The sequence below is a fragment of the Halorhabdus rudnickae genome (assembly GCF_900880625.1).
GTDB classification, from domain to species: domain Archaea; phylum Halobacteriota; class Halobacteria; order Halobacteriales; family Haloarculaceae; genus Halorhabdus; species Halorhabdus rudnickae.
Window position 1 is genome coordinate 35,134 of the sequence record NZ_CAAHFB010000001.1, and the last position, 22,920, is coordinate 58,053.

The window sequence follows — 22,920 nt, forward strand, 5'->3', positions numbered from 1 at the left end:
TCACGTACACAATGACACGAATCGGGCGGGATGGGCTACAAGCCCTTTCGGGACTCGGTGCGCTGGCAGTCGGCGCGAGCGGCGTCGCCATCGCCAGCGTGTAGCCACCGCCTGCGCGATTATTCGACCAGACGGATTCTTGATGGACGAACCGCTGGCGAACGTAGACACCGAGTTGCGGATCCACATGCGGACGCAACTCCGGCGCCTCCATCGGGAATTGGACATGACGATCATCCACCCACGACCAGGCCCAGAAGATGACGACGAGCAACCGTATCGCCGTCATTGCTAACGGCCAGCTCCAGTAAGTTGCCCGTCGATGAGCCACTTGGAGGCCAAAAGAGTGACGGACGGGTTCGTCTCGGGGTACATCCAGATGACGTTCGATCCAGCCACGAACGGCGTCGAAGTCGTTTTCGATCAGGATAACGTCCACCTGTGCGATACCGACACCGAAATGCCAATCACACACGAAATCATCCGAGACGAGCCGTTTGACCAATCGGCTGTCGATCGTCGCCGGTAATTTGATGGCATATCAGCGAGCGACGTCGCCCCGGGAACCCGCGACTATCAACTGGACGACGGAAATGCATTCGTTCGATGATATTACCTCCTCATCTCGGAAACTCATCTTATTCTACGTGGATGTATGTTTCTATTGAGAGAACTGTCGGTCGCCCGAGGGAGACGTGACGAGCGATCGAAACCGGTGACGTTCCGAATGGGTTTAATTACAACTGTGGTTATAGTCGGGAAAATTTAAAGTGATAGCGGAACACTGGTGTATGTATGCCTACTAAAGGCAATCAAGACGGTTCGTCGAACGTGTCCCGTCGTCGGTTCATTCAGGCAGCCGGTGCAGTTGGCGTGACGGCTGGTCTCGCCGGCTGTGGTGGCGGCAACGATGGAACCACTACGACCGGGGACACCGGTGGTGGCGGCGGCACCACGGCTGGGGAGCCTGGTGGTGACGATCTCGGTGGGACGGTCAACGTGTTCGCGGGCAAGGTGTGGAAAGAGAACGAGGAGACGTTCACACAGACGCTGCACGACGCTGGCGTCCCGGATGCCGTCAACATCAATCTCAACTCCGCGGCCCAGCAGACAGGGAGCAAGCAGCAGAGACTCAGGACCACGATCGACGCGGAGTCGAAAGATCCCGACCTCGTGTTGACGGACAACGGGTGGACGATTCCGTTCATCGTTCGGGGCGACCTCGTGAACCTAGAGAAGGAGATGGACAGCGATTTCATCTCGAAAGTCAAAGAAGAGGGCGTCCAGTCGATGGTGCAAACGGGGTCGGACCCGGAGACGGGCGACCTGCATTCGGTTCCCGTCTTCCCGGATTTCCCGACGATCACGTACCGCAAGGATCTCTTCAAGGAGGTCGGATACACTGAGTCCGACTTCCAGGAGTGGCAGTCGAACCCGCTCGGTTGGAAAAAGTTCACCAGCATCGTCGCGGAGGCCAAACAGGCCGGCGACGCGGAGTACGGCTACGTCTGGCAGGGCAAAAACTACGGTGGTCTGTCCTGCTGTACGTTCAACGAGTACCTGACGAGCATGGGTGGATCCTTCTTCGGGGGCGAGGACAACCTCTTTGGTCCCGTCGGGGATCGACCGGTCACGATCGGCGACGAGAAAGCTATCGATGGCATCGAATTGGCGCGTGACCTGATTTCCGGTAATGGCGAATCGCCGATAGACGTGACCGGCGTCTCGCCCGAGGAAGTCGCGGGATGGATCGAACCCGACACGAAAAGTATCTTCGAAGCCCAAAACGCCGTCGCGCAACGCAACTGGACGTACTCGATCGGCGGCGCAGTGAACAACTTCGAGGGAACGGACGCGGAACTCGGTGTGATGCCGATTCCGAAAGGGCCGAACGGCTCCTGGCACGCCCAGGGTGGCTGGGTCCTCTCGATGAACCCCTACAGCGACAACAAGTCCGCGGCGAAGGAAGTCATCAAGGCCTGGTGGAGCGACGATATGCACAAGGCCCAGCTTGACGCCGCCAACTACATGCCGCCCAAGCCGAGGATGTACGACTACGTCAAACAGCACCCGACCTACGGGCCGTACTTCAAGCCGCTCCAGTACGCTGCCGAGCACCTCATCCCGCGCCCGACCACGTCCGTCTGGCCTACCCAATCGACCGTCATCGCGAAACAGGTCAACGCCGCAATCACGAAGAAGAAGTCGCCTGCCGACGCGGCCGAGGCGATGGCAACCAAGATCAAAGCTATCGAAAATCAGGCCCAGTAGAGCCCGGTGCTGATGGCCGACAAGCGTTCGATCAAGACAAATCGAACGTGGTGTCGTGGGGAGGACGGCCATCTACCTGGTTACCCGAGTTAGAGGACCGTATCGTCGCCATTGAGCAGTTTGGTACTGTCACAACAGAAACGAGATACCATTCGAAACCAGGATGTACATAAAAAACAGATCGCAATATTCAAATGATAGACTATAACATAATGGAACGTATGGTTGGTTGGCAATCACACGCAAGCCTCGGCGGGGGTGTATCGACCCATGGGCGTTGAAGGGGCCCAATCGGCGAACAGGGGTGTCCTTTCGCGACTGGCGACGTGGACCGAGAACCTGAGCGAGCAGGCCTATGCGACGTTGCTGCTGGCACCGGGCTTTCTCATCTTGATCCTGTTTGCCTTCTGGCCGCTGGTGTCGTCGATACGGATGTCGTTTTTCGCAGACGTCATCGTGGGAGGGGAACTCGGCGGGTTCGTCGGAATCGACAACTACATCAAGTTGCTCACCAACGGCAACGCCTTCGCGACGCTGACGTTCTTCGATCCGTCGATGGCCACGCCGATCCTCGAGCAGGCGCTGCTGGTGACGCTGCTGTTTGCGATCGTCAGCGTCGCCGGGGAGACGCTGCTCGGGTTCGCGTACGCGATGTTGATGAAGGCTGAGTATCGAGGTCAGCGGGCAGTTCGGGTGTTGATCATCATCCCGTGGGCCATTCCGATCGTCATCCAAGGGATGATCTTCTTCCTGCTGTTCCGTCCGGGATACGGGCTGTTGACCGGCCCGTTGCACAGTCTCGGGCTCTTCCCGAAGTTGCCACTGAACGACGCGTTTAGTGGGTTCGTGATCATCACGGTAGCCGACATCTGGAAGACGTCGGCGTTCATGGCGCTGTTGATCCTCGCCGGCCTGGAGAGCGTCAATCAGGATCTCTACGACGTGGCCGACGTCATGGGCGCGTCGAGCTGGCAGCGATTCAAGTACATCACGTTCCCGTTGGTCTTCCCCGCGTTGATGGTCGCGATGTTGTTCCGGACGATGGGCGCACTCCGCGTCTACGGGATCATCGAGTCCACTGGCGTCGGGTGTACGACCACGCCATCGATGACGTGTCTGGTGACTCAGTTCACGTTCGGCTCGTCGACTCTGTATGGATCGGCGGCAGCAGTGAGCGTCCTCATCGCGATCACCGTCGGATTGTTCATCTCGATATACCTGCTGTTCATCCGTTACAGCAACCAGAGTCTGGGGCTGGTATAGCATGAGTATCGACGCACAGAACCACGACGACGCGGAAACGCTCGACGATCAGGACGAAGAGTCGAAAAACCGAATCCAGTCGTGGGCAGCCGACTGGATCCGCAATCCCAAGAAAGCCTACGCGGTGATGGGCGTGTTCATGGGCGGCGTCTTGCTGACGACGACGCTGTTCCCGCTGTATTGGCTGTTCGCAGTGGCGATGGCACCGCCGGGCCAGACGAATATACCGCTGATCCCGTCGCAGATCGATCTGTACGCCTTCGTCGATATTTTCCAGCGAGTGCCGTTCGCGCGGTTCATGTTCAACAGCCTGTTCTACGCGGGCACAGTGACCGTCATCGTGATCATCGCGGCGAGTCTGGCGGGGTACGCGTTCGGTCGCCTCAAGTTTCGCGGCAAACTGCCGCTGTTGTTCTCGCTGCTGGTGCTCAGCTGGTTCCCGCCGGCGACGCTGTTCCTGCCGCTGTTCCGGGCGTTCAACCAGCAGGTGAAGATGCTCGGGCTATTCACGCTCCCTGCCGAGCTATACGGGACGCCGGGGGCCGTCATCGCGCCGCTCAGCGCGTTCACCATGCCGCTTGCGGTGTTCATCTTGATGACGTTCTACGCGCAGATCCCCGATGGCCTCGAAGACGCTGCTCGGGTCGAGGGATCGACCCGGATCGGCGCGCTGTTCCGGGTCATTATGCCGCTGTCGGCACCGGGAGTCGCGACGGCCGGCATTCTGACGTTCATCACGGTCTACACGGAGTTTTTCTTCTCGTTTCTGATGACCGGGGACCAGGCCAGCGAATGGGCACCGATCGTTAACGGTGTCCTCGCCTTCCAGTCGCAGTACACCGTCCGATACGACCTGCAGGCCGCAGCGAGCCTCGTCGCGATCGTGCCGGTCGCGATCCTGGTCGTTCTCGCACAGGAAAAAATCGTCAGCGGACTGACGCAAGGAGCACTCAAGGAGTAACCAACGATGGCACGAGTCAAACTCGAGGACGTAACGAAAGAATACGACGACGTAGTGGCAGTCAACAACATGAACCTCGATCTGGAGGACGGCGAGTTCATCACGCTCGTCGGTCCCTCTGGCTGCGGGAAGTCGACGACCCTCGAGACGGTCGCCGGTCTCACCATGCCGACATCGGGGAACATCTACATCGGCGACAACGAAGTCACGAACCTTCCGCCGAAGGACCGCGGGATCGCGATGGTGTTCCAGAACATCGCGCTGTTCCCGCACATGGACGTCTACGATAACATCTCCTTTGGCCTTCGGCTACGTGACTACCCGAAAGACGAGATGGACGAAAGCGTCGAAAAAGCGGCCGAGATCGTCGAGCTGGAGGGGATGCTCGACCGGATGCCCGACGAGATGTCCGGCGGCCAGCGCCAGCGCGTCGCCATCGCCCGCGCGATCGTCCGGGAACCTGACGTATTCTTGATGGACGAGCCGCTGGCGAATCTGGACGCCAAGCTCCGAGTCAACATGCGGACCGAACTCCAGCGGTTGCACAAGCAGTTGGACACGACGATTATCTACGTCACCCACAACCAGGCCGAGGCAATGACGATGTCAGACCGCATCGCGGTCATCAACGACGGGGAACTCCAGCAGATCGCTCCGCCGTTGACCTGCTATAACGAACCGGCCAACCGGTTCGTCGCCGGGTTCATCGGCTCGCCGTCGATGAACCTAGTCCCCGCGAAGGTCGAGGACGGCGACCTGCAGGCGGAAGGATACTCGCTAGCTTACGATACGGCCGCCGTCGAGGGGCTGGCCGCTCGCGAAGAGATCGAGATCGGGATCCGCCCGGAGGACATCCACCTCGCCCAGAACAAGTCCGAGGCGGACGACCCGAGCACCCCTGTGGAGGTCCAGACCGACGTGCTCGAGCCGATGGGCGACGAGATCTTCGTCTATCTCAAGCCGGTCGTGTCGTCGAGTGATAGCGGCATGGGCAGCATCGAAGAGCGCGAAGGGCTGTTGATGAGTGTCGACCCTGCGACCGATATCAGCGAGGACCAGACCGTCGAGATCGTCTTCGATCGCGGTCGGATCCACCTGTTCGACATGCAGACCGGTGACGCGCTCTCACACGGCGTGGTAGAAGGCGCAGCGATGGGTTCAGAATCCGGCGAGAGCGGAGCCCAGGCCGACGACTGATCGACCACGCTTTTTTCGAACGAGCCGTGGGAAGCTAACCGAACGACGCGCGAACTATTCCTCCCTCTGCCAGATGTCGTCCATCGTCCAGATGTCCAGCGAGCACAGGTAGGCCGACCCGCGACGGGCGAGCAGCGAGATGCCGGTACTCTCCTCGCTCGGGTACACCCGGGTCGTGAGCGTTTCGCGCCCGTTGGCGAACACCTCGACGATGCTCCTGTCGACGAATATCCGAAGAGAAAGCGGTTCGTCGTCGTCGAGATCGAGCGATCCGACCTCCGGCGGGCGCACCTGGATGTCGGTGTCAGTGCTCGATCGACCCGTCTCGATGCCGAGAGCGTCGCTGCCGCGCCAGTAGGACACGGTCGTCCGTTCGGATCCGTCGGGTGAGCGTAGTACCGCGAGGTCGATCTGATCGGCGTCGCCGGGATCGACCTCGGCACGGAGTTCGATGCTACGGCCCCCTGACTCGGGGCATCGCCACTCCGTCTCGGACGGGAGAGACACGGAGCCGACGTGGCGGTGGTTCCGCCGCAGCGTCGCGAGTTCCTCGACTGGGTCGAGACGGAGACGCCCGTCCTCGATAGAGAGATCGCGTGGCAGTCCGATCACGCCGGTCCAGCCCTCGGTCGGATCGGCCTGCCAGTCTCGCCGGCCCTCGACCACGTTGAAGAAAGCGACGCGGCGATCTCCCTCCTGGAGCACCGACGGGGCGTGCAGGTTCCCCTGATCGACCGGGCCGTGGTTCAGCCGACCGTGTGCTTCGACGTCGAACGTCGCCTCGTCCTCGTCGTACTCGCCGAGGTAATACTGTGGGCCCCGCGGGTGAGAGAAAAAGAGGAGCACGTGGGTTCCGTCGAGAGCGAAGAAGTTCGGGACGGCCCCGTCCTCGTCGGGATCGGTGTGAAAGCCGTCCTGAACTAGCGGCCCGCGATAGGTCCACTCGTGAAGATCGTCCGATTCGAAGAGAAACTCTGTGGTCTGTCGATCGGTCTTCCAGCCCGACAGCGAGCGATAGGTCTCGCCGTCTTTCCACAGGCAGGGGTCGAAGATCTCGTAGGGGGCGTCCTCGTCGATCGGGACGACGGGATTGTCCTCGAATCGCTCGAACTCGAGTAGATAGTCGTCCGACCCCGTGGCGATGCAGTTGCCCGCGTCCGTCCCGAAGTACATCAGGACGGCACGGTCGTCCTCGACGAGAGCCTGTCCGCTGTAACAGCCACGCTCCGGACCGCCGTCGGGCGAGAGCGCGATCGGGAGATCCCGCCAGTGGACGAGGTCGTCGCTGACGGCGTGCCCCCAGTGCATGGCCTCGCTCCAGTCGCGCGTCTCGGAGACATCGGGCGGCCAGTACTGGTAGAAGAGGTGATAGCGACCGTCCCAGTACAGCGCCCCGTTCGGGTCGTGGAGTAGTCCGCCTGGCGGGAAGAAGTGGTAGTTCGGCCGGTACGGATCGTCGTTGAATCGTCGTCGCCGCGCTCGTGTGGCGGACGTTCGCCGCTCGATCGCGTCCGGGAGGTCCGTCGCGTAGTGCATACTACGAAAGCGAGCGAGCGACGGCATAAAACCGACGAGTACGCGGCGAAGACAGTCCCGAGCCGTCAGTAGTCGATCGATTCGACGACGATCCTGGTGGCCTCGTAATCCTCGATGACGGCACCCCAGCCACCGATCTCGATCTCGCGATCGCCGTTGTCCAGGACGAGCGTCGCTTGTCCACCTCGATACAGTAACGGAGAGTCCTCAGCGAGTCCCTCGAGGCCGGTGTAGTATACGTCGACGATCCGGCCCTCGAGCGTTACCGACGCGCCGGTGTCGACGGCGGCGGCGTCGACCGTCGCCGTGATCGTCGCCCCGTCGGAAAGGTGCGAAGCGATGTCGCGGATGCACTCGCGAACGTTGATGTAGGTCGTCGGCGGTGTCCCGTCGTCCGTTTCGAACTGCTCCAGGTTCGACACCCAGAGGCCGGCAAGGAAGAACCAGTGGAAGATGTAGGCGTGAGTGCGATCCTCGACGATGATGCCGTAGCGATTCATCGAGAGTTCGTGTGGGGCGAAGCAGGTCGTCGTCCGATCGACGAGCGCGATGAATGCCATCGGCACTGTCCGGTAGCCGACCTCTGTCGCGACGCGTTTTAGCTCGGACTTGTCGGGGAGCTGTTCCCCGTTCTCCTCGTCGATGTAGATCCCCATCCGGACGTGGACTCCGTTGTCGTGGGCCGCCTTGATCGCCGGCCGAAGTCGCTTGTACTGGTCGAGATTGACTGCCAGCTGGATCTGATCGGTCGCCTCGCGGATAATCGCCGCTGCCCGATCGAGCACTGTGTCGATCCGCTTGACGAAGTTCACGGTGTGGGTCTCCATCGTCGGGGCCTCCCACAGCTGCTCGATCTCCTCGGCGGCGGTCTTGAAATTGCTCGCCCGATCGCGGAGATCCTCCAGCACGGACTCTGTACTGTAGGCTCTGGCCCGGAGGCTGTCCTGTTCGTAGGTCTCGACGTAGCCGTATTCCTCCAGATCTCGAAGAACGTCGTAGATCCGCGGATCGGGGACGTCGCTCTCTTTGGCGATTGTCGTAGCCGAGGCCGAGCCGAGCTTGAGTACCTCGACGTATGCGCTCGCCTGATAAGGGGACAGTCCCGCGTCCTCGAGTACCGTCGTGAGTTCTGTTTCGTCCATCGTCGTTGTTCCGATCGTTGGGTGATTGTGGAGACGCGCTTGTTGCCGTTACGATCGCGGGTCGTCCGTGTCACCGGTGCGCCAGATCGACGAAGCGGCGGGTTCGAACGGCAGTAGCCGGTGACCGTCGCGTACTTCTAACGTCGATTTTACAACCCACATTGTAAAAAATCTTTCCGAGATCGAGTCACCGCGGTGAGCGACAGGCGGTACTCGTCGCTGATGATCGACGCCGTTCGCTCGATCAGACGGCGTCGTCTTCGGCAGGGAACTCGAACGCTCGCTGTTCGCAGTCCGGGCAGACGAGGATGTCTTTCGGCGGGTCGCGGGGGTCCGCGTAGGCTCCACAGCAGTTGGCTTCCGTCGACGGGACGATCTCGGCGCCACAGACGGGACAAGTGTCGAGGAACATCCGGAGCGTCCGGGCCCCCGCCAGCCGAAGTGGGTCCTCAAGAGAAGGTTCCAGCGCACGGTAGCCAGCCAGTTCGGCGATCGCGACCAGCTGGGAGAGAAACGCGTCGTTGTCCCCCAGCACGAACCACGTTTCGCCGTCTACCTCGAGCGGCTCGGCGTTGTCGACGTGTGGGATCGTTCGTTCGATCTCGGTCGCGAGGCCGTCGGTCGACAGCGCGGCGAGTCGGTCCATCTCCTCGTGCCAACCGGAGTCGATGGCGTCGGTAAGCTCGACGGTCTCCTCGTCCGCCGTGACGACGTCGGCCGCGACGAGTTCTTCGAGCATGGCTTCGCCGTCGTAGTCAGCGATGTCTCCGAGCGACGCGGACTCGTCGATCGCCGGCTCGTACTGGTCGGGCTCGTGACCGAACAGCGACGCCGGAATCGGCGCGACAGCGACGAGTCGCGGGGCAAACGTTGGCGTGTACGGAACCAGATAGCCGCGGACGTAGACCAGCCCTGCGCCGATCGCCGCGGCGGCGAGACCGGCGAGCGACCGCTCGCGCCGGTGCAACCACACAGCGACTGCGCCGACCAGGACGGCATTCACAACGGTACAGGGCCAACATCTGTTCTCGCCGGTGTAGGCCGGTTCCCTGAGCCACTCGAGGAGAGTCATACCAGACGCGTTCGTGACGAACGGTAATGACTGCTGTGGACTGTGGGTGCGACGACGGTCCGTCGCTGTAGCGATGTAGGTATAGCAAACCGCGTGACGATCGGGCCGCCCCTCGAACTGCGTCCAGGTAATCGATCAGCGGGCGGTACGATCCCAGACCTCGATATGGCCCCGGGGCGATCGCTCGAGTGCGACGATCGCGACGGGAACGAGTTTAAGGGGACGCCACACCGACAATTCGCTATGCATACGGTCGCGACGAGACAGCGGAGGCCCGAGCCGTGAGCGTTCGCGAGCCGATCGGCTCGCTTCACCAGCTGGCTCGGCTCCTGCAGATCGGGGTCGTCCTCGAGGAAGTTGTCGAGGCGCGGGCGAGCAAGCACCGCCAGACGGACGAGCAACTCGACCCGGCGCTCGACGCGCTGCTCGAGGACGCAATCCAGCAGGCCAGGACGCATCGACGACGACTCGAGTCGGTCATCGAGGATATCGAGGCCGAAAGCGTCGCCTATGAAGACATCGAACCGCTGGTCGAGGCCCAGTATCAGGCCGACCAGGACTTCGACGACATCATCTACGACCAACTGTGCAACGCCGAGACGGCCTACAAGTTCTTCGACGACCTGCTCGAGGCGCTGGAAACCACCGACGCGACGTTCAGCGTCGACGGCGATCGTCTCCGATCGATCGTGCTGGAGTTGCGCGACGCGGAGGCGGCGGGCGTCGAATCCGTCACCGACCTCATGGAGGCCCAGTCGTGACTCGACAGATCTCTCCGACCGTCGTCTGTATCGGGAGGGTCGGACAGTGAACACGGCCGATCAGTACCTCAAGGCGATCTACTTAGTCCAGCAACAAACCGACGACCCCGCCTCGACGGGGCGGATCGCTGACCGACTCGGCGTCAGTCCAGCCAGTGCAAACGAGATGGTCGGCAAACTCGAGGAACGCGGTCTCGCCGATCACGAAAAGTACAAGGGTGTTACTCTCACTGACGAGGGGATCAGGCAAGCCAGAGACGCTCTGCGGACGTATTGCATCATCGAACGGTTTCTCCTGCAGGTCCTCGAAGTCGAAGAGTTCCGCACCGAAGCCCGGCAACTCGAGAGCGTCATCGACGAGACGGTCGCCGAGCGACTCGACACGATCGTCGAACGCGAATCGCAGTGTCCGGACTGTTTCGACGCCGAAAACGACGTGTGTGAACGTCTCACAGGCGGCCTCGAGGCATCGGACTAATCCCGGACTATCGTCGGAGCCTCTGTCCGGAGTGTGGACGAACTGGGGAACCCACAAGAGGGTCTACCGCGAAATCAGATTCTGCAACCGATCGATGATACCCTCGTCATCGCCGAGCGTGAGATAGTAGGCGTCGCCGCCGTCTTCGTAATAGGCGTCGACCCGCCGGACGATCTCGAAACCCACGTGCTGGTAGAACTGCATCGCCGGCCGGTTGGTCGTCCGGGCGTGACAGGAGACGCCGTCGTAGTCCGTCAGAACTCGTGCAACGAGACGCTTACCGAACCCCTCGCCGCGGTACTCCGGGGCGACGGCCAGAAAGAGCATGTACCCGTCGCGACGAACGGCTGCGAACCCGATCAGCGTCGACTGCCGGCCTCGGTCGTGATAGAGATATACTGTCGACCGTCGGTAGGCGTTCTCGAAGAACCGACGACGCTGCCGTAGCATCCCCTCTTGCTCGCGGATGCGTTCCTTGAGGTCCCACGCGGCGTCGACGTGTTCGTCGTCGCCACGTTCGACCTGTGTCGCCTCGACGGTGACGCTCACTGCCGGATCATAGGGGGTTGTTCCCTATAATTCCACCGCCTGACGCGGGGTTTGCCGGGCGGTCGACCTGTTTGTCCCGTAACGCTTTCGGCCGTGCCAGCGGACAACTGTAGTATGCCGTCGCTCACCGACCGTTCGCGGTCCCACGCCACAGGGGTGCGCGAGCGTCTCAGACAGTCGTTGTTCACAGGTCTCGCCATCACGGTCCCCCTGTTGATCACGCTGCTGGTCGTCAGTCTCGTCGCCGGGTTCGTCTTCGGATCGCTTGATCCGTTGGTCGAGATCTTCGAGAGGATTCTCGGCGCTGATAGCGGGGTCCCACAGATCGTTCTCGAGATGTTGGCCGTCGTGCTCGTCTTTCTGGCGATCATAGTGGTCGGGTTCGCCGCAGAGAGTCGCCCCAGTGACGGCCATCTCGAAGATCGCTTCGACCAGGCCATGGGAAACATCCCCGGCATCGGGAGCGTCTACCGAACCTTCGACGAGATGAGCGAGATGGTGATGGACGCCGATACCGAGAGTTTCCAGGAGGTGAAACTGGTGGAGTTCCCGACGTCGAACTCCTATGCCATCGGATTTGTCACTTCCGAGGCGGCCGAGAAAATAGAGCGCCCGACTGGCAACGAGGACATGTTGGCGCTCTACGTCCCGATGTCCCCGAACCCGGTGATGGGTGGGTACGTCATCTACGTCCCGACCGATCGCTGCGTCGACGTCGACATGAGCGTCGAGGAGGGGATCAAGTCGATCATGACCAGCGGCGTTTCGGTTGGCGAGGACGCGAACGACGGGGCGGCCGGGGACGTACTTGTCGACTCCGGTGATCCGTCTGTCGAGCGCCCGACGACTGGCAAGCGTCGTGCGGAGAGCACGGACAAGGACGGTGGCGATCCGTGAACTTCGACCTCCGGGAGCACACGGCAGACGTGGCCGTCGAGGCAACGGGGGCATCTCTCAGCGCGGTGTTCGCCGCGACGGCCGACGGCATGGCCGCGGCGATGTGTGAAGACGTTCCCTCCGACGGCGATCGGTTCGATCTCACTGTCACGGCTGAGAGCCGAGAGTCGCTCCTGTTTGACTATCTGGACGAGCTCATCTACCAGCGTGACGTGCGGGCTGTCTTGCCCGTCGACAATCGGGCGAGTGTCGCCCGATCCGACGATGCATGGACTGTCGAGGGGAGTGCCCGGGGCGTTCCGCTGGATCGGATCGCCGCCCGCGAAGTGAAGGCAGTCACCTACTCCGAGATGGTTCTGGAGGAAACTGCCGACGGATGGCGGGCCTACGTCGTCCTCGATGTTTGAGCCGCTTTCTCTTGTCCGGTCTGGCTCCGTCTTCTGACGCGAGCGGATGGGGACTGCTACGACGCTTTGATACGCAGTGTATTCATCAGTAACAGGAGTTGATCAATCTGCATGTATTTTTTGTTCCGTAACGAAGGCAATTTCCCCAAAGCAAAAATTGATGTGTTGTAGGCCCGTCCATCTGATGATGCGCGAACGCAACCAACACTGGTGGCCGAACCAGTTGGATCTCGGTATTCTCGACCAGAACGCCCGTGACGATAGTCCCTATGAGGACGATTTCAATTACGCTGAAGAGTTTCAGAAACTCGACCTCGATGCCGTGAAGGCCGATCTCGAAGAGCTGATGGCCGACTCGAAAGACTGGTGGCCCGCGGACTACGGTCACTACGGCCCGCTGTTCATCCGGATGGCCTGGCACAGCGCAGGCACGTACCGCACCACGGACGGTCGGGGTGGGGCCGCCGGCGGCACCCAGCGATTCCCGCCGCTTGATAGCTGGCCCGATAACGCGAACCTCGACAAGGCACGGCGTCTCCTCTGGCCAATCAAGCAGAAGTACGGTCGAAAACTCTCCTGGGCTGACCTGATCGTCTTGGCTGGCAACGTGGCCATGGAGACGATGGGATTCAAGACGTTCGGTTTCGCCGGCGGACGCGAAGACGACTTCGCTCCCGACGAGGCCATCGACTGGGGACCGGAGATGGAGATGGAGACATCCGAGCGCTTCGACGAGGACGGAGAGCTCCAGAATCCGCTCGGCGCCACCGTCATGGGACTCATCTACGTGAACCCGGAGGGCCCGGACGGCGAACCGGCCCCTGAGGCCTCGGCGGAAAACATCCGAGAGTCGTTCAGTCGCATGGCGATGAACGACGAGGAGACCGTTGCGCTGATCGCCGGTGGACACACCTTCGGGAAAGTTCACGGAGCCGACGACGGCGATCACCTCGGTCCCGAACCCGCAGAGGCTCCAATCGAACAGCAGGGCCTGGGCTGGGACAACGAGTATGGCTCGGGCAAAGGAAAGGATACGATCACCAGCGGGATCGAAGGACCCTGGAACACCACGCCGACCGAGTGGGACATGGGGTACATCGACGGTCTCTTAGAGCACCAGTGGTGGCCCGAAAAGGGTCCCGGCGGGGCGTGGCAGTGGACCACTCAGAACGGCGAGCTGGACGAGGCCGCACCTGGCGTCGAAGATCCCGAAGAGAAAGAAGACGTGATGATGCTTACGACGGATATCGCCTTGAAACGCGATCCGGACTACCGGGAAATTCTCGAACGTTTCCAGGACAATCCCATGGAGTTCGGCATCAACTTCGCGAAGGCGTGGTACAAGCTGATCCACCGCGATATGGGACCGCCCGAGCGCTTCCTCGGCCCGGAGGTCCCCGACGAGGTGATGATCTGGCAGGATCCGCTGCCGGACGCTGATTACGACCTGATCGGTGAGAGCGAGGTCGACGAACTCAAGGAAATTGTACTTAATTCGGAGCTTTCCCGTACCCAGTTGGTCAAGACCGCCTGGGCGTCAGCCTCGACTTATCGAGACAGTGATAAGCGTGGCGGCGCGAACGGCGCTCGCATTCGGCTGGAACCCCAGAAGAGCTGGGACGTCAACGAGCCCGAGGAACTGGAGACGGTGCTCTCGGTCTATGAGTCGATTCAGGCCGAGTTTAACGACTCCCGATCCGACGACGTGGGCGTCTCCCTGGCTGATCTGATCGTGCTGGGCGGCAACGCCGCAATCGAGCAGGCGGCTGCCGACGCCGGCTACGACGTGACGGTGCCCTTCGAACCAGGCCGGACTGACGCGACGGCCGACCAGACCGACGTCGAGTCCTTCCAGGCTCTAAAGCCTGCGGCCGACGGCTTCCGCAACTACGTCGGTGAGGAGGCCGACCGCAAGCCCGAGGAGATTCTCCTCGACAAGGCCGAGTTGCTGAACCTGACCATCCCGGAGATGACGGTTCTCGTCGGTGGCATGCGCCAACTGGGTGCGACCTACGGTGACACTGAGACGGGCATCTTCACCGAAGAGCCGGGGACGCTGACGAATGACTTCTTCGTGAACGTCTTGGACATGAGCTACGAGTGGGAGAACACTGACGACGAGCACGTCTACGAGATCCGCGACCGCGAGACGGGCGACGTCGAGTGGACTGGCTCGCGTGTAGATCTCATCTTCGGGTCGAACGCCCGCCTTCGCGCCGTCTCGCAGGTCTACGGTGCTGAGGACGGCGAGGAGAAATTCGTTTCCGACTTCGTCGACGCCTGGAGCAAGGTCATGCAGCACGATCGCTTCGACCTGAAGTAACCACTCACTCGTCGCCGCTATCGACTGTTCGAACCTTACTTTGTACCACGGGCCGTAGCACCGCGTATGACAACCTACGATGCCGGTGATTTCACTCTGGAGAAGGTCCGAGAGTACGTCTGGGAGATCCCCAAGGAGGACGAGATGCGTGTTCCAGCCCGCGTTCTCGCCAGCGAAGAACTCCTAGACGAGATCAGTGACGACCTCTCACTCCAACAGCTCAAGAACACCACTCACCTCCCCGGAATCCAAAAGTACGCCATCGCGATGCCGGACGCCCACCAGGGCTATGGCTTCCCCGTCGGCGGCGTCGCGGGAATCGACGCCGAAACCGGCGTTATATCGCCTGGAGCGGTTGGTTACGATATTAATTGCGGCGTAAGGATGTTGAAAACGAACCTCACCTACAGCGACGTCCAGGGCCGCCAGGCGGAGCTCGTCGAGGCGCTGTTCGAGGCGATCCCGAGTGGTCTGGGCGGCGGTGGCATCGTCCAGACTGGCGTCGACACCCTGGAGGAGGTACTGGAACGCGGTGTGGACTGGGCCCTAGAGGAGGGCTATGCCGTCGAGGACGACCGCCGCCACTGCGAAGACGAGGGCGTTCGCCCGGGTGCCGACGCCGACGCGGTCTCGAAGAAGGCCAAAGACCGGGGTCGCCAGCAGCTGGGAAGTCTCGGTAGCGGGAACCACTTTCTCGAGGTCCAGCGCGTCACGGACATCTATCGGGAGGACGTCGCCGAGAGCTTCGGCCTCGAGGCAGACCAGATCGTGGTCCTGATCCACTGTGGCTCACGCGGTCTGGGCCACCAGGTCTGTACGGACTACCTGCGGGACATCGAGCAGACCCACCAGGGCTTGCTGGAGCAGTTGCCCGACAAGGAACTCGCCGCGGCACCGGCGGGTAGCCACCTGGCCGAGGAGTACTACGCGGCGATGAACGCGGCGATCAACTTTGCGTGGGTCAACCGCCAGCTTATCATGCATCGGACGCGGGAGGTCTTTGCCGATGTCTTCGATCGGGACTGGCGAGACATGGGGATGGAGTTACTGTACGACGTTGCCCACAACATCGCCAAGAAAGAGATCCACGATATTGAGGGAGAAGAGCGCGAACTCTTCGTCCACCGCAAGGGGGCGACCCGGGCGTTCCCGGCCGGACACCCCGAGATTCCGGCAGCCTATCGCGACGTCGGCCAGCCAGTCATCATCCCAGGGAGTATGGGTTCGGGAAGTTACATCCTTCGTGGCGGCGAACACTCGATGGCGGAAACCTTCGGCTCGACGGCCCACGGGGCAGGTCGTCTCATGTCCCGAACGGAAGCGAAGAACACCTACTGGGGAGAGGACGTCCAGGACGACCTCCGGGAGACCCAGCAGATCTACGTCAAGGCCCAGAGCGGTGCGACCGTCGCCGAGGAGGCCCCCGGCGTCTACAAGGACGTCGACGAGGTCGTTCGCGTCTCGGACGAACTCGGGATCGGTGATCGCGTTGCTCGGACGTTCCCGGTCTGCAACATCAAGGGCTGAGACTGCATAGTGTGGCGGGTCGAGATGCGTTACCACGACTGGGACCGTCCGAGCGGCGACTGATCAAGGCCCGGTACCGCCGTTCCACTGTGCGAGCGTCGCCGAGCCGTTGACGCTTTCGTTTCGCCAGACGACGCTGACCCGGTCGTTCGGGCCAACCCGCGTTCCGTACGCACCACTTCCGCCGGCCTGGACGACATCGCCCGGCTCGACTGGCCGCGGTTCTTCCCAGCCTGCCAGGGCGGTCCAACTCGCACTCGCGTCTTCGCCTTCGACGTAGAGGTCCGTCGACGGGATCGAATCGCCGTCCTCGTGCGTGATGATGAGAGCGCTCGTCTGCTCGATGTGACGAAACGTGAATTCCGCCTCGGGTTCGCCCCCATTGTCGGGTGCGAACAGGAACACGTTGATCCCGATCCCCAGAACGAGCAGGACCGCAAGCCCGACGAGCGTCACCACGGCCATCAGCTCCGAGACACCGCGATCGTCACTCGCTGTACGGCTCCGGGACCCGTTCATGCACGACGTGATATTCTCTCCCGAGCGATAAAACCACTGCCCCCTCGCGGCTTCTCTCTACGGCCCAGCAGCTCTGATCGTCACCCGAGCATGTGAGCGTACCCGTCGCGTCAGGGCGTTATTGAGAGGGCCCCGTACCTCACGTCACAATCCTTTTGCGTGGCGGTGCTGTCGGTTGACGCATGCAGTCGGCGGGTTCCACCTGGTTTTTCCTGCAGAAGACGACTGACACCGGCGTTGATCTGTCTCGGGCGAACGAATGGCTCCCCTTTACCGTTCCCGATTGGTCGCTGGACCTCCTCGCTGTGGGTGTGGTTGTGCTCGTCGCCTGGAGTGTCTCTCGTTTGCTGGTTCGGCTGTTCAGTCGCCGGATTGCCCGCAGCTTCCGGCGACCGAGCCTGACGCGGTTGTCCATTCGCGGGATTCGCGTTGGCGTCTTCGGGTTCGCATTGCTGACGATCCTCCGGATATTCGGGTTCAGTCTTGGGGACATTACCCTGCAAGTAACGGTCCTGACGGCCGTGTTAGGTGTCATCCTCGCACCGATCGTCAGCAGCGTGGTCAGTGGTGTATTTCTGCTGGCCGACCAGCCCTACGAGATCGGTGACATGGTTGAACTCGCCGACCGTGACCAGCGTGGGTTCGTCGAGGACATCACGTTGCGTTATACGAAGATATTCACGCTCGACAATACGTTCCTCGTAATCCCGAACGGAACGATTCGCGAGCGGGACGTCATCAATTACTCGGCCGAAGACCCGCGGACGCGCCGTTCGATCCCGGTCGTCGTGACTTACGAGAGCGACGTGTCGGCGGCCCGCGACTGCATCGAAGGTGCCGCGCGCCGAGTCGACGGTGTCATCGAGGGCGGCCCGAACATCCGGGTCGGGGCCGCCCGCTATCCCGCCGGCCCGACCTGTTACATCGACGAGTTCGGCGATCACGGCGTTCGACTGGTCTTGCGGTACTGGATCGAGGAGCCATACAAGTTGCTGGCGACGCGTTCGCGCGTCCAGACGGCAATTCGCGAGGCGATCGCGGACATCGACGTCGAGATCGCCTATCCCCACTCTCACCTGCTGTTCGACGACACGAGCGGCGAGTTACGGGTCCGACAGGAAGCGTCCGGGACGTCACCTGCCGATCGACCGGCAGAGACCGACGGAGACGCGAGCCCGGAACCGCCGTCCTAATCGAGCGAGGCGGTCACGACCTTACAGTCGAGTTCGTCGTCAAGGAAGGTAGCGATGTCGGGATCGTCGACCAGCCGGCGAACCATTTCCCGCCATCGACTGACCTGTTTCTCGCCGATCACCACGGCGTCGGCGCTCTCGGCCGCGACTTCCTCGAGGATCGTCTCCTCGACGAGCAGTCCTGTCCGGACCACGTAGCGTGTCCGCGAGAGCCGACCGAAGGACTCCTCGACGGCAGACTTGAGTTCCGAGCGCGTCACGTGTCCGTTCTCGTGAAAGAGATTGACGTGCAACACCGTCAGATCGGCGTCCCCCTCCTCGGCCACCTCGATGGCACGAGATAGTGTCGCCCGCGAATGGTCCGAGAGCGGATATCTGACCGGCACGACGACTTTCGGCATTGACGCCCGATACACTGTCCCCTCGCCTGAACGTTTCGCTTTGGCTCGCTGTCCCGGTTTGCTATCGGGACCGGGTCGCTGTCCGAGTGGCTTTGAGGAGATCGGACTCACGAGGTCTCGACTGTTGTCGCGGTGACCTGATCTATGGGGGGTCGAGCGTGGCGATATTCCGCTTTTCGGCGCATGGGCGGGACGTGATCGGTAGCGAAAGCCATAACCCCCGACGCACGAACGGGACTGTATGAGCGCCCCACCGGGGGAGTACTACACGGACGAACGGTGGCAAAATTGGATCGAGCGGATCGACGAGGAGGATATCGATCCGGAAGACGAAGACTCGGCACGCCTGCTTCTGAACCTGCAGGACGACGCCGCGATCGCGGTCGCGAAGATCGTCACTGACTACCAGGACGGTGAACTCGAGGAGGAGGAGACTCTGGAGGAACTGGCAAAGGTCCGGGAAATCGTCTTGGCGGAGGTCGAGATGGACGATGAGGAGAAGCTGATGGTCGTCGACGGCGTCCAGACGTCACTCGTCTGTGTCTTTTACGCCGCCGAGGAGTACGTTGCCGGCGAGGTCGCCGAGGCGCCGATCGCCGATCTGATCGGGGCCGCGAGCGACGCCGAAGAAGGCGACGATGTGGACGCGGCACTGGGCTACTGTGCCCAGGCCGGTACGCGCATCTTCGCCGACGAGGAGGAGTTGTCGATGGATGTCGTCGACGATCTGGAGTTCGGGCTCGTCGCCGAGTGGGTCAACGGCCTCGACAGTCTCCAGACGGCATTGAGCGACCCCGAAGTCGTCGAAGAGGACGACGACGCTTGATCTCCCGCAACCTTTTACCGACACCGTCGTAAGTAATCTCAATGGCGTTCCGGGACGACGATCGTGGGCAAGCGATCCAGATCGGTGCCGTGCTGTTGTTCGCCGTTCTGGTGATTGCCTTCTCGCTGTATCAGGCGTTCGTCGTACCTAACCAGAACGCGCAGGTCGAATCGAATCACCTCCAGACCGTCGAAGGACAGCTGCAGGATCTCCGGGACGGGATCGTCAACGTACCGAAGACAGGGAATGGTCGGTCCGTTCGCGTCTCGATGGGAACGAATTATCCGGCACGGGCGGTCGCACTGAATCCGCCACCAGCCAGTGGGCAGTTGCGAACAGTCGGGACTGCCGATCCGGCGGTCAATTTCACGATCGCTAACGCGAGAGCGCTCGACGAGGAGACGGCCGACTACTGGAACGGGACGAACCGAACCCGCGGTACGGGTGGGGTCGTCTATGAACCTGATTACAACCAGTTCCAGAACGCCCCGACACTTGTCTACGACAGCACCACGCTGTCTAGCCAACTTCCGGACACGAACTTCTGGGTGTCTGGACAGACGCTTGTCGATGGTCGAACGCTCACGTTCGTCGCGCTCGACGGTGTTCTCGATCGGAGTTCGAGTCGGTCTCTCACTGTCGACATCAAACCGATCAGTGCTTCGACAACCGATGTGCCGATTACGAACGAGTCGGGTGAAAACGTGAGTATCACGTTTCGATCCCACCGGAGCGCTGGCGACTGGCGGTCGTTGTTGGTCGAGGAGGGGCAGTGGCACAACGCGAGCGGCGGCCACGTCGTCGCGGTAGACGGAACGTCGGTCTCTGATCGGTTTGATCACGTTACGATTGAACTCGAGCGGAACGAAACCTACGAACTCAGGATGGCGAAATCGGCTGTCGGGACGGGAGCGACCACAGAATCGGAGACGTACATTACTGATGTCGCTGGTGACGGCGCTGTTGTTTCTGAAGAAGGGGACGTTCCGATTGTCGTTGAAGCTCGGGACCGATACAACAATCCTGTTTCTGGCGTTCCCGTCAGAGCGACTATCGAATCAGGACAGAGCGGTTCCCTCGTCACTCCCACTGTCCGTACTGACGACGATGGTCGGGCACGGTTCACGTACAACTCTGCTGATATTGATGGCAATTCACAGCGAAGTGTCCAAATCCATTTCACTCTGTCAGATACCATCGAAGCTTCCATTGACCCGAGAACTCCGGAAAACGTGTCTGTGAGTGTTTCCGTCCAGAATACGGACGGCAGCGGGATTGGTGGTGGCGGTGACGGAGGCAGCGATGCCTACACCGTCGAGTGGACTGATCCATCAGGACAGTCCGCGATAAATTGCCCGGACGGGGTTGACAGCGTCTGTACTTTCGACCCAAGCCAACAATCGACGGCATCTCTGACGATGGGTACGTCACCAATTGCACAGCAAGCATCCGTCGAATATGCGCTCAACGACACATCCGTCCTCACACTGTCCCGAACGACTGGACTGACCGATTCCGTCGGCGAAAACTCGACAGGCGTGACTGCCCTCGCTAATGGGTTCGTCAATGTATACGCGTCAAGTGGTTCGAGTGGTGATCGATTGACTCTTGAAGTCGTAAATGAATTCATAGGTCTGGTCTACAATAACGATGCTGTGGCGGTTGACGGACCGGATTTCGGTGGCACACCTGGCGGTGTCGAACTTACCATTCAGAATGACTACAATCAAGACGTGATTATCACTGACGTCAAAATAAACGAGACAACGGGCCCAATCGGACGTTTGAGTGACGATGAGCTCCCGAACGACCAGCCACGAACGACGGAGGTATACATCGAAACCGATCAAATTGACGGCTGGGTCGATGTCGGTGGCGGGACTTCGTTGCCGGCACAGTTCGATCTAAGCACTGACAGCCAGGACGCTGTCGTGTCGAGTGGCGGGGAGTTTCGGGTGTATCTCTATGAGTTCAAAAACAGTGGCGACAACCAAGTAGATATGTCGGATCGAGCGTTCACGCTCACTGTCTTTTACGAGACGGCAGACGGAAACGCATATACCAAACCGATCCGCGTGAACGTTCAGTGAAACAGCAGGTAGACCTCTGATTGATGACCTCTCAGAGACGATTGATTGCACACGCCATCGGAACCGAGATCCGCCCGCACGAGTCGAATTGCCGTGCCCAATCAGAGGTAATCGGTGTCATCCTCTTTACGGCAGTCGTCGTCACGCTCACGGTTCTCGTCGGAGCCACCATCTTGGGTACAGTTGATACGGGGGACAAACCAGTAACAAATCTCCGGGCCGAGGTCGACGCTTCAGAACTCACCCTCAGTCATCACGGCGGTTCGACACTGGACCCCAGGGAGGTCTCTGTCGTTCTCCGCGACGGGGCTCAACGACGACTCGCACTGGACGAATTCGGCGGGGGTGACCGAGACGGCATGTTCGCTCCGGGAGGCCAACTCAACTACAGCCACAGGGCCAACGGAACGCTACGCGTTCTCGTCGTTCACAATCCGTCGAATACCATCCTTTACGACCGGGTGTTGGATGTCCCGGAGAGAGCACTCTCGAATACTGACCTGGGCTAGCGCCGCCGACTGGGACGGCGTCGTTCATGCCGATTTCGGTAATCACAGCGCCGACCGGATCGAACTCGGGTATCGGGCCGTCGAGACGGGAATGCTCGCCTACTGGCCACTGGACGAAGAAGGGGGCTTGACGGCGCAAGACGTAGTCGGCTCTCAGGACGGCACGGTTCAGGGTGCAACCACGGGTCGAACAGGCGTTCTTGGAACCACGAGTTACGCGTTCGACGGGACGGACGATTACATCTCGGGGGCGACTGATGTCTCGGCGTTACGGAACACTGCGAGCCTCTCGTTCTGGCTCAAGTCCACCCAAAGCGGCGACGACACGATGTGGCAGGCGCCAGGGATCACCGGCGTCGAGAGCAACGGGGACGGTAACGACATCTTCTGGGGGTGGATCGACGCAAGCGGATTCATCGGCGTTCAGGCCGGCGTCAATCCGGGGGCGATGAGTTCGACAGACGTCGCCGACGGCACCTGGCACCACGTCGTTTTGACCCGTGACGCCGACAGCGGCGAGGTGGCAGTGTACGTCGACGGCACCCGCGAGGATACTGTCACTTCGCGGATCGGCGAGATTACGACGACCTTCGATAGCATCGGACGGATCGAAGACACGGCAGGGACTCCCGAGTACTTCGACGGCCAGATCGACGAGTTCCAAGTGTACGATCGAGTGCTGTCAGCGTCCGCCGTGCAGAGCCTCTATCAGTCCAGCCAGGCGGGTGCCTTGAGGACGACCGAGAAACGGTTCCCGGAACCGGTCGACCCCTCGACGCTCTCTCGAAGACGTCAACGCTACTCTTCCGTCCGGGACTGGTATCTCTCTGTACGTCGAATCCGATCCCGAGGGCGACGGTACGTTCTCCCAAAGCAACGAGATCACTCTCGACGGACGTGACTCCTACGACGTTTCCGGACTCACCAACGCTAGCCGGAACTACCGACTCCGGGTCGAGCTAGCCACGAGTTCGACCACGACAACCCCGTCCTTCCAT

General features: G+C 61.2%; 22 protein-coding genes and 1 pseudogene. 17 read left to right on the forward strand and 6 right to left on the reverse strand.

The window, feature by feature from the left end; genetic code table 11:
* Positions 1–91: 91 nt before the first annotated feature.
* The 6 genes and pseudogenes from BN2694_RS00165 to BN2694_RS00190 form a co-directional block, all read left to right on the forward strand.
* A pseudogene (locus BN2694_RS00165) lies at positions 92–308 on the forward strand (ABC transporter ATP-binding protein); the annotation flags it as partial.
* Positions 309–322: 14 nt separating this feature from the next.
* Complete coding sequence (locus tag BN2694_RS00170; protein ID WP_135661512.1) at positions 323–529, forward strand: hypothetical protein; 207 nt, start codon at positions 323–325, stop codon at positions 527–529.
* Between the two features lie 266 nt (positions 530–795).
* Positions 796–2,271, forward strand: coding sequence for a substrate-binding domain-containing protein (locus BN2694_RS00175; protein ID WP_135665343.1), 1,476 nt, complete (start codon positions 796–798; stop codon positions 2,269–2,271).
* 270 nt (positions 2,272–2,541) lie between these two features.
* Positions 2,542–3,534 carry a carbohydrate ABC transporter permease gene (locus BN2694_RS00180; RefSeq protein WP_135661513.1) on the forward strand — a complete coding sequence of 331 codons (993 nt, stop codon included), beginning with the start codon at positions 2,542–2,544 and terminating at the stop codon, positions 3,532–3,534.
* 1 nt (position 3,535) lies between these two features.
* Positions 3,536–4,495: a carbohydrate ABC transporter permease gene (locus BN2694_RS00185; RefSeq protein ID WP_135661514.1), complete on the forward strand. Its 960-nt coding sequence runs from the start codon at positions 3,536–3,538 to the stop codon at positions 4,493–4,495.
* A 6-nt stretch (positions 4,496–4,501) separates the two neighbouring features.
* Positions 4,502–5,692 (forward strand): ABC transporter ATP-binding protein, encoded by a 1,191-nt coding sequence (locus BN2694_RS00190; RefSeq protein ID WP_135661515.1) that lies wholly within the window; start codon positions 4,502–4,504, stop codon positions 5,690–5,692.
* Between the two features lie 54 nt (positions 5,693–5,746).
* On the opposite strand, the gene BN2694_RS00195 is transcribed toward BN2694_RS00190, so the two are convergent.
* From BN2694_RS00195 to BN2694_RS00205, 3 genes are all read right to left on the reverse strand, one after another.
* Positions 5,747–7,228, reverse strand: coding sequence for a glycoside hydrolase family 32 protein (locus BN2694_RS00195; RefSeq protein WP_167879923.1), 1,482 nt, complete (start codon positions 7,226–7,228; stop codon positions 5,747–5,749).
* A 65-nt stretch (positions 7,229–7,293) separates the two neighbouring features.
* Positions 7,294–8,370, reverse strand: a complete 1,077-nt coding sequence (locus BN2694_RS00200; protein ID WP_135661517.1) for a TrmB family transcriptional regulator — start codon at positions 8,368–8,370, stop codon at positions 7,294–7,296.
* Between the two features lie 244 nt (positions 8,371–8,614).
* Positions 8,615–9,442, reverse strand: coding sequence for a hypothetical protein (locus BN2694_RS00205; protein ID WP_135661518.1), 828 nt, complete (start codon positions 9,440–9,442; stop codon positions 8,615–8,617).
* Positions 9,443–9,723: 281 nt separating this feature from the next.
* Here BN2694_RS00205 and BN2694_RS00210 point away from each other — a divergent pair, with 281 nt between their 5' ends.
* A complete protein-coding gene (locus BN2694_RS00210) occupies positions 9,724–10,203 on the forward strand; it encodes a ferritin-like domain-containing protein (protein WP_135661519.1) in 480 nt (159 codons plus the stop codon).
* 46 nt (positions 10,204–10,249) lie between these two features.
* Entirely contained in the window at positions 10,250–10,681 is a 432-nt protein-coding gene (locus BN2694_RS00215; RefSeq protein WP_135661520.1) for a metal-dependent transcriptional regulator, read from the forward strand.
* A gap of 63 nt (positions 10,682–10,744) precedes the next feature.
* Here BN2694_RS00215 and BN2694_RS00220 read toward each other — a convergent pair whose 3' ends face one another.
* Positions 10,745–11,230 (reverse strand): GNAT family N-acetyltransferase, encoded by a 486-nt coding sequence (locus BN2694_RS00220; protein ID WP_135661521.1) that lies wholly within the window; start codon positions 11,228–11,230, stop codon positions 10,745–10,747.
* 114 nt (positions 11,231–11,344) lie between these two features.
* Between BN2694_RS00220 and BN2694_RS00225 the strand changes: the two genes are divergently transcribed.
* From BN2694_RS00225 to BN2694_RS00240, 4 genes are all read left to right on the forward strand, one after another.
* Positions 11,345–12,127, forward strand: coding sequence for a DUF502 domain-containing protein (locus tag BN2694_RS00225; RefSeq protein WP_135661522.1), 783 nt, complete (start codon positions 11,345–11,347; stop codon positions 12,125–12,127).
* Positions 12,124–12,534 carry an archease gene (locus tag BN2694_RS00230; protein WP_135661523.1) on the forward strand — a complete coding sequence of 137 codons (411 nt, stop codon included), beginning with the start codon at positions 12,124–12,126 and terminating at the stop codon, positions 12,532–12,534. The genes BN2694_RS00225 and BN2694_RS00230 overlap by 4 nt, the downstream gene beginning before the upstream one ends.
* A gap of 187 nt (positions 12,535–12,721) precedes the next feature.
* Positions 12,722–14,857, forward strand: coding sequence for a catalase/peroxidase HPI (gene katG, locus BN2694_RS00235; protein WP_135661524.1), 2,136 nt, complete (start codon positions 12,722–12,724; stop codon positions 14,855–14,857).
* A gap of 66 nt (positions 14,858–14,923) precedes the next feature.
* Positions 14,924–16,384 carry an RtcB family protein gene (locus BN2694_RS00240; RefSeq protein WP_135661525.1) on the forward strand — a complete coding sequence of 487 codons (1,461 nt, stop codon included), beginning with the start codon at positions 14,924–14,926 and terminating at the stop codon, positions 16,382–16,384.
* 63 nt (positions 16,385–16,447) lie between these two features.
* Here the strand turns inward: BN2694_RS00240 and BN2694_RS00245 are convergent, their stop codons facing one another.
* Positions 16,448–16,903: a type IV pilin gene (locus BN2694_RS00245; RefSeq protein ID WP_135661526.1), complete on the reverse strand. Its 456-nt coding sequence runs from the start codon at positions 16,901–16,903 to the stop codon at positions 16,448–16,450.
* A gap of 182 nt (positions 16,904–17,085) precedes the next feature.
* Here BN2694_RS00245 and BN2694_RS00250 point away from each other — a divergent pair, with 182 nt between their 5' ends.
* Complete coding sequence (locus BN2694_RS00250; RefSeq protein WP_135661527.1) at positions 17,086–18,096, forward strand: mechanosensitive ion channel family protein; 1,011 nt, start codon at positions 17,086–17,088, stop codon at positions 18,094–18,096.
* On the opposite strand, the gene BN2694_RS00255 is transcribed toward BN2694_RS00250, so the two are convergent.
* Positions 18,093–18,497 (reverse strand): universal stress protein, encoded by a 405-nt coding sequence (locus tag BN2694_RS00255; protein ID WP_135661528.1) that lies wholly within the window; start codon positions 18,495–18,497, stop codon positions 18,093–18,095. The genes BN2694_RS00250 and BN2694_RS00255 overlap by 4 nt on opposite strands.
* A gap of 241 nt (positions 18,498–18,738) precedes the next feature.
* Here BN2694_RS00255 and BN2694_RS00260 point away from each other — a divergent pair, with 241 nt between their 5' ends.
* The 4 genes from BN2694_RS00260 to BN2694_RS00275 are packed head-to-tail and all read left to right on the forward strand — an operon-like array spanning position 18,739 to position 22,823.
* Complete coding sequence (locus BN2694_RS00260; RefSeq protein ID WP_135661529.1) at positions 18,739–19,323, forward strand: DUF2150 family protein; 585 nt, start codon at positions 18,739–18,741, stop codon at positions 19,321–19,323.
* Between the two features lie 41 nt (positions 19,324–19,364).
* Complete coding sequence (locus BN2694_RS00265; protein WP_135661530.1) at positions 19,365–21,413, forward strand: Ig-like domain-containing protein; 2,049 nt, start codon at positions 19,365–19,367, stop codon at positions 21,411–21,413.
* Between the two features lie 23 nt (positions 21,414–21,436).
* A complete protein-coding gene (locus tag BN2694_RS00270) occupies positions 21,437–21,922 on the forward strand; it encodes a type IV pilin N-terminal domain-containing protein (RefSeq protein WP_135661531.1) in 486 nt (161 codons plus the stop codon).
* Entirely contained in the window at positions 21,882–22,823 is a 942-nt protein-coding gene (locus BN2694_RS00275) for a LamG domain-containing protein (RefSeq protein ID WP_135661532.1), read from the forward strand. Before BN2694_RS00270 ends, BN2694_RS00275 begins: the two co-directional genes overlap by 41 nt.
* The last annotated feature ends 97 nt before the right edge of the window (positions 22,824–22,920 follow it).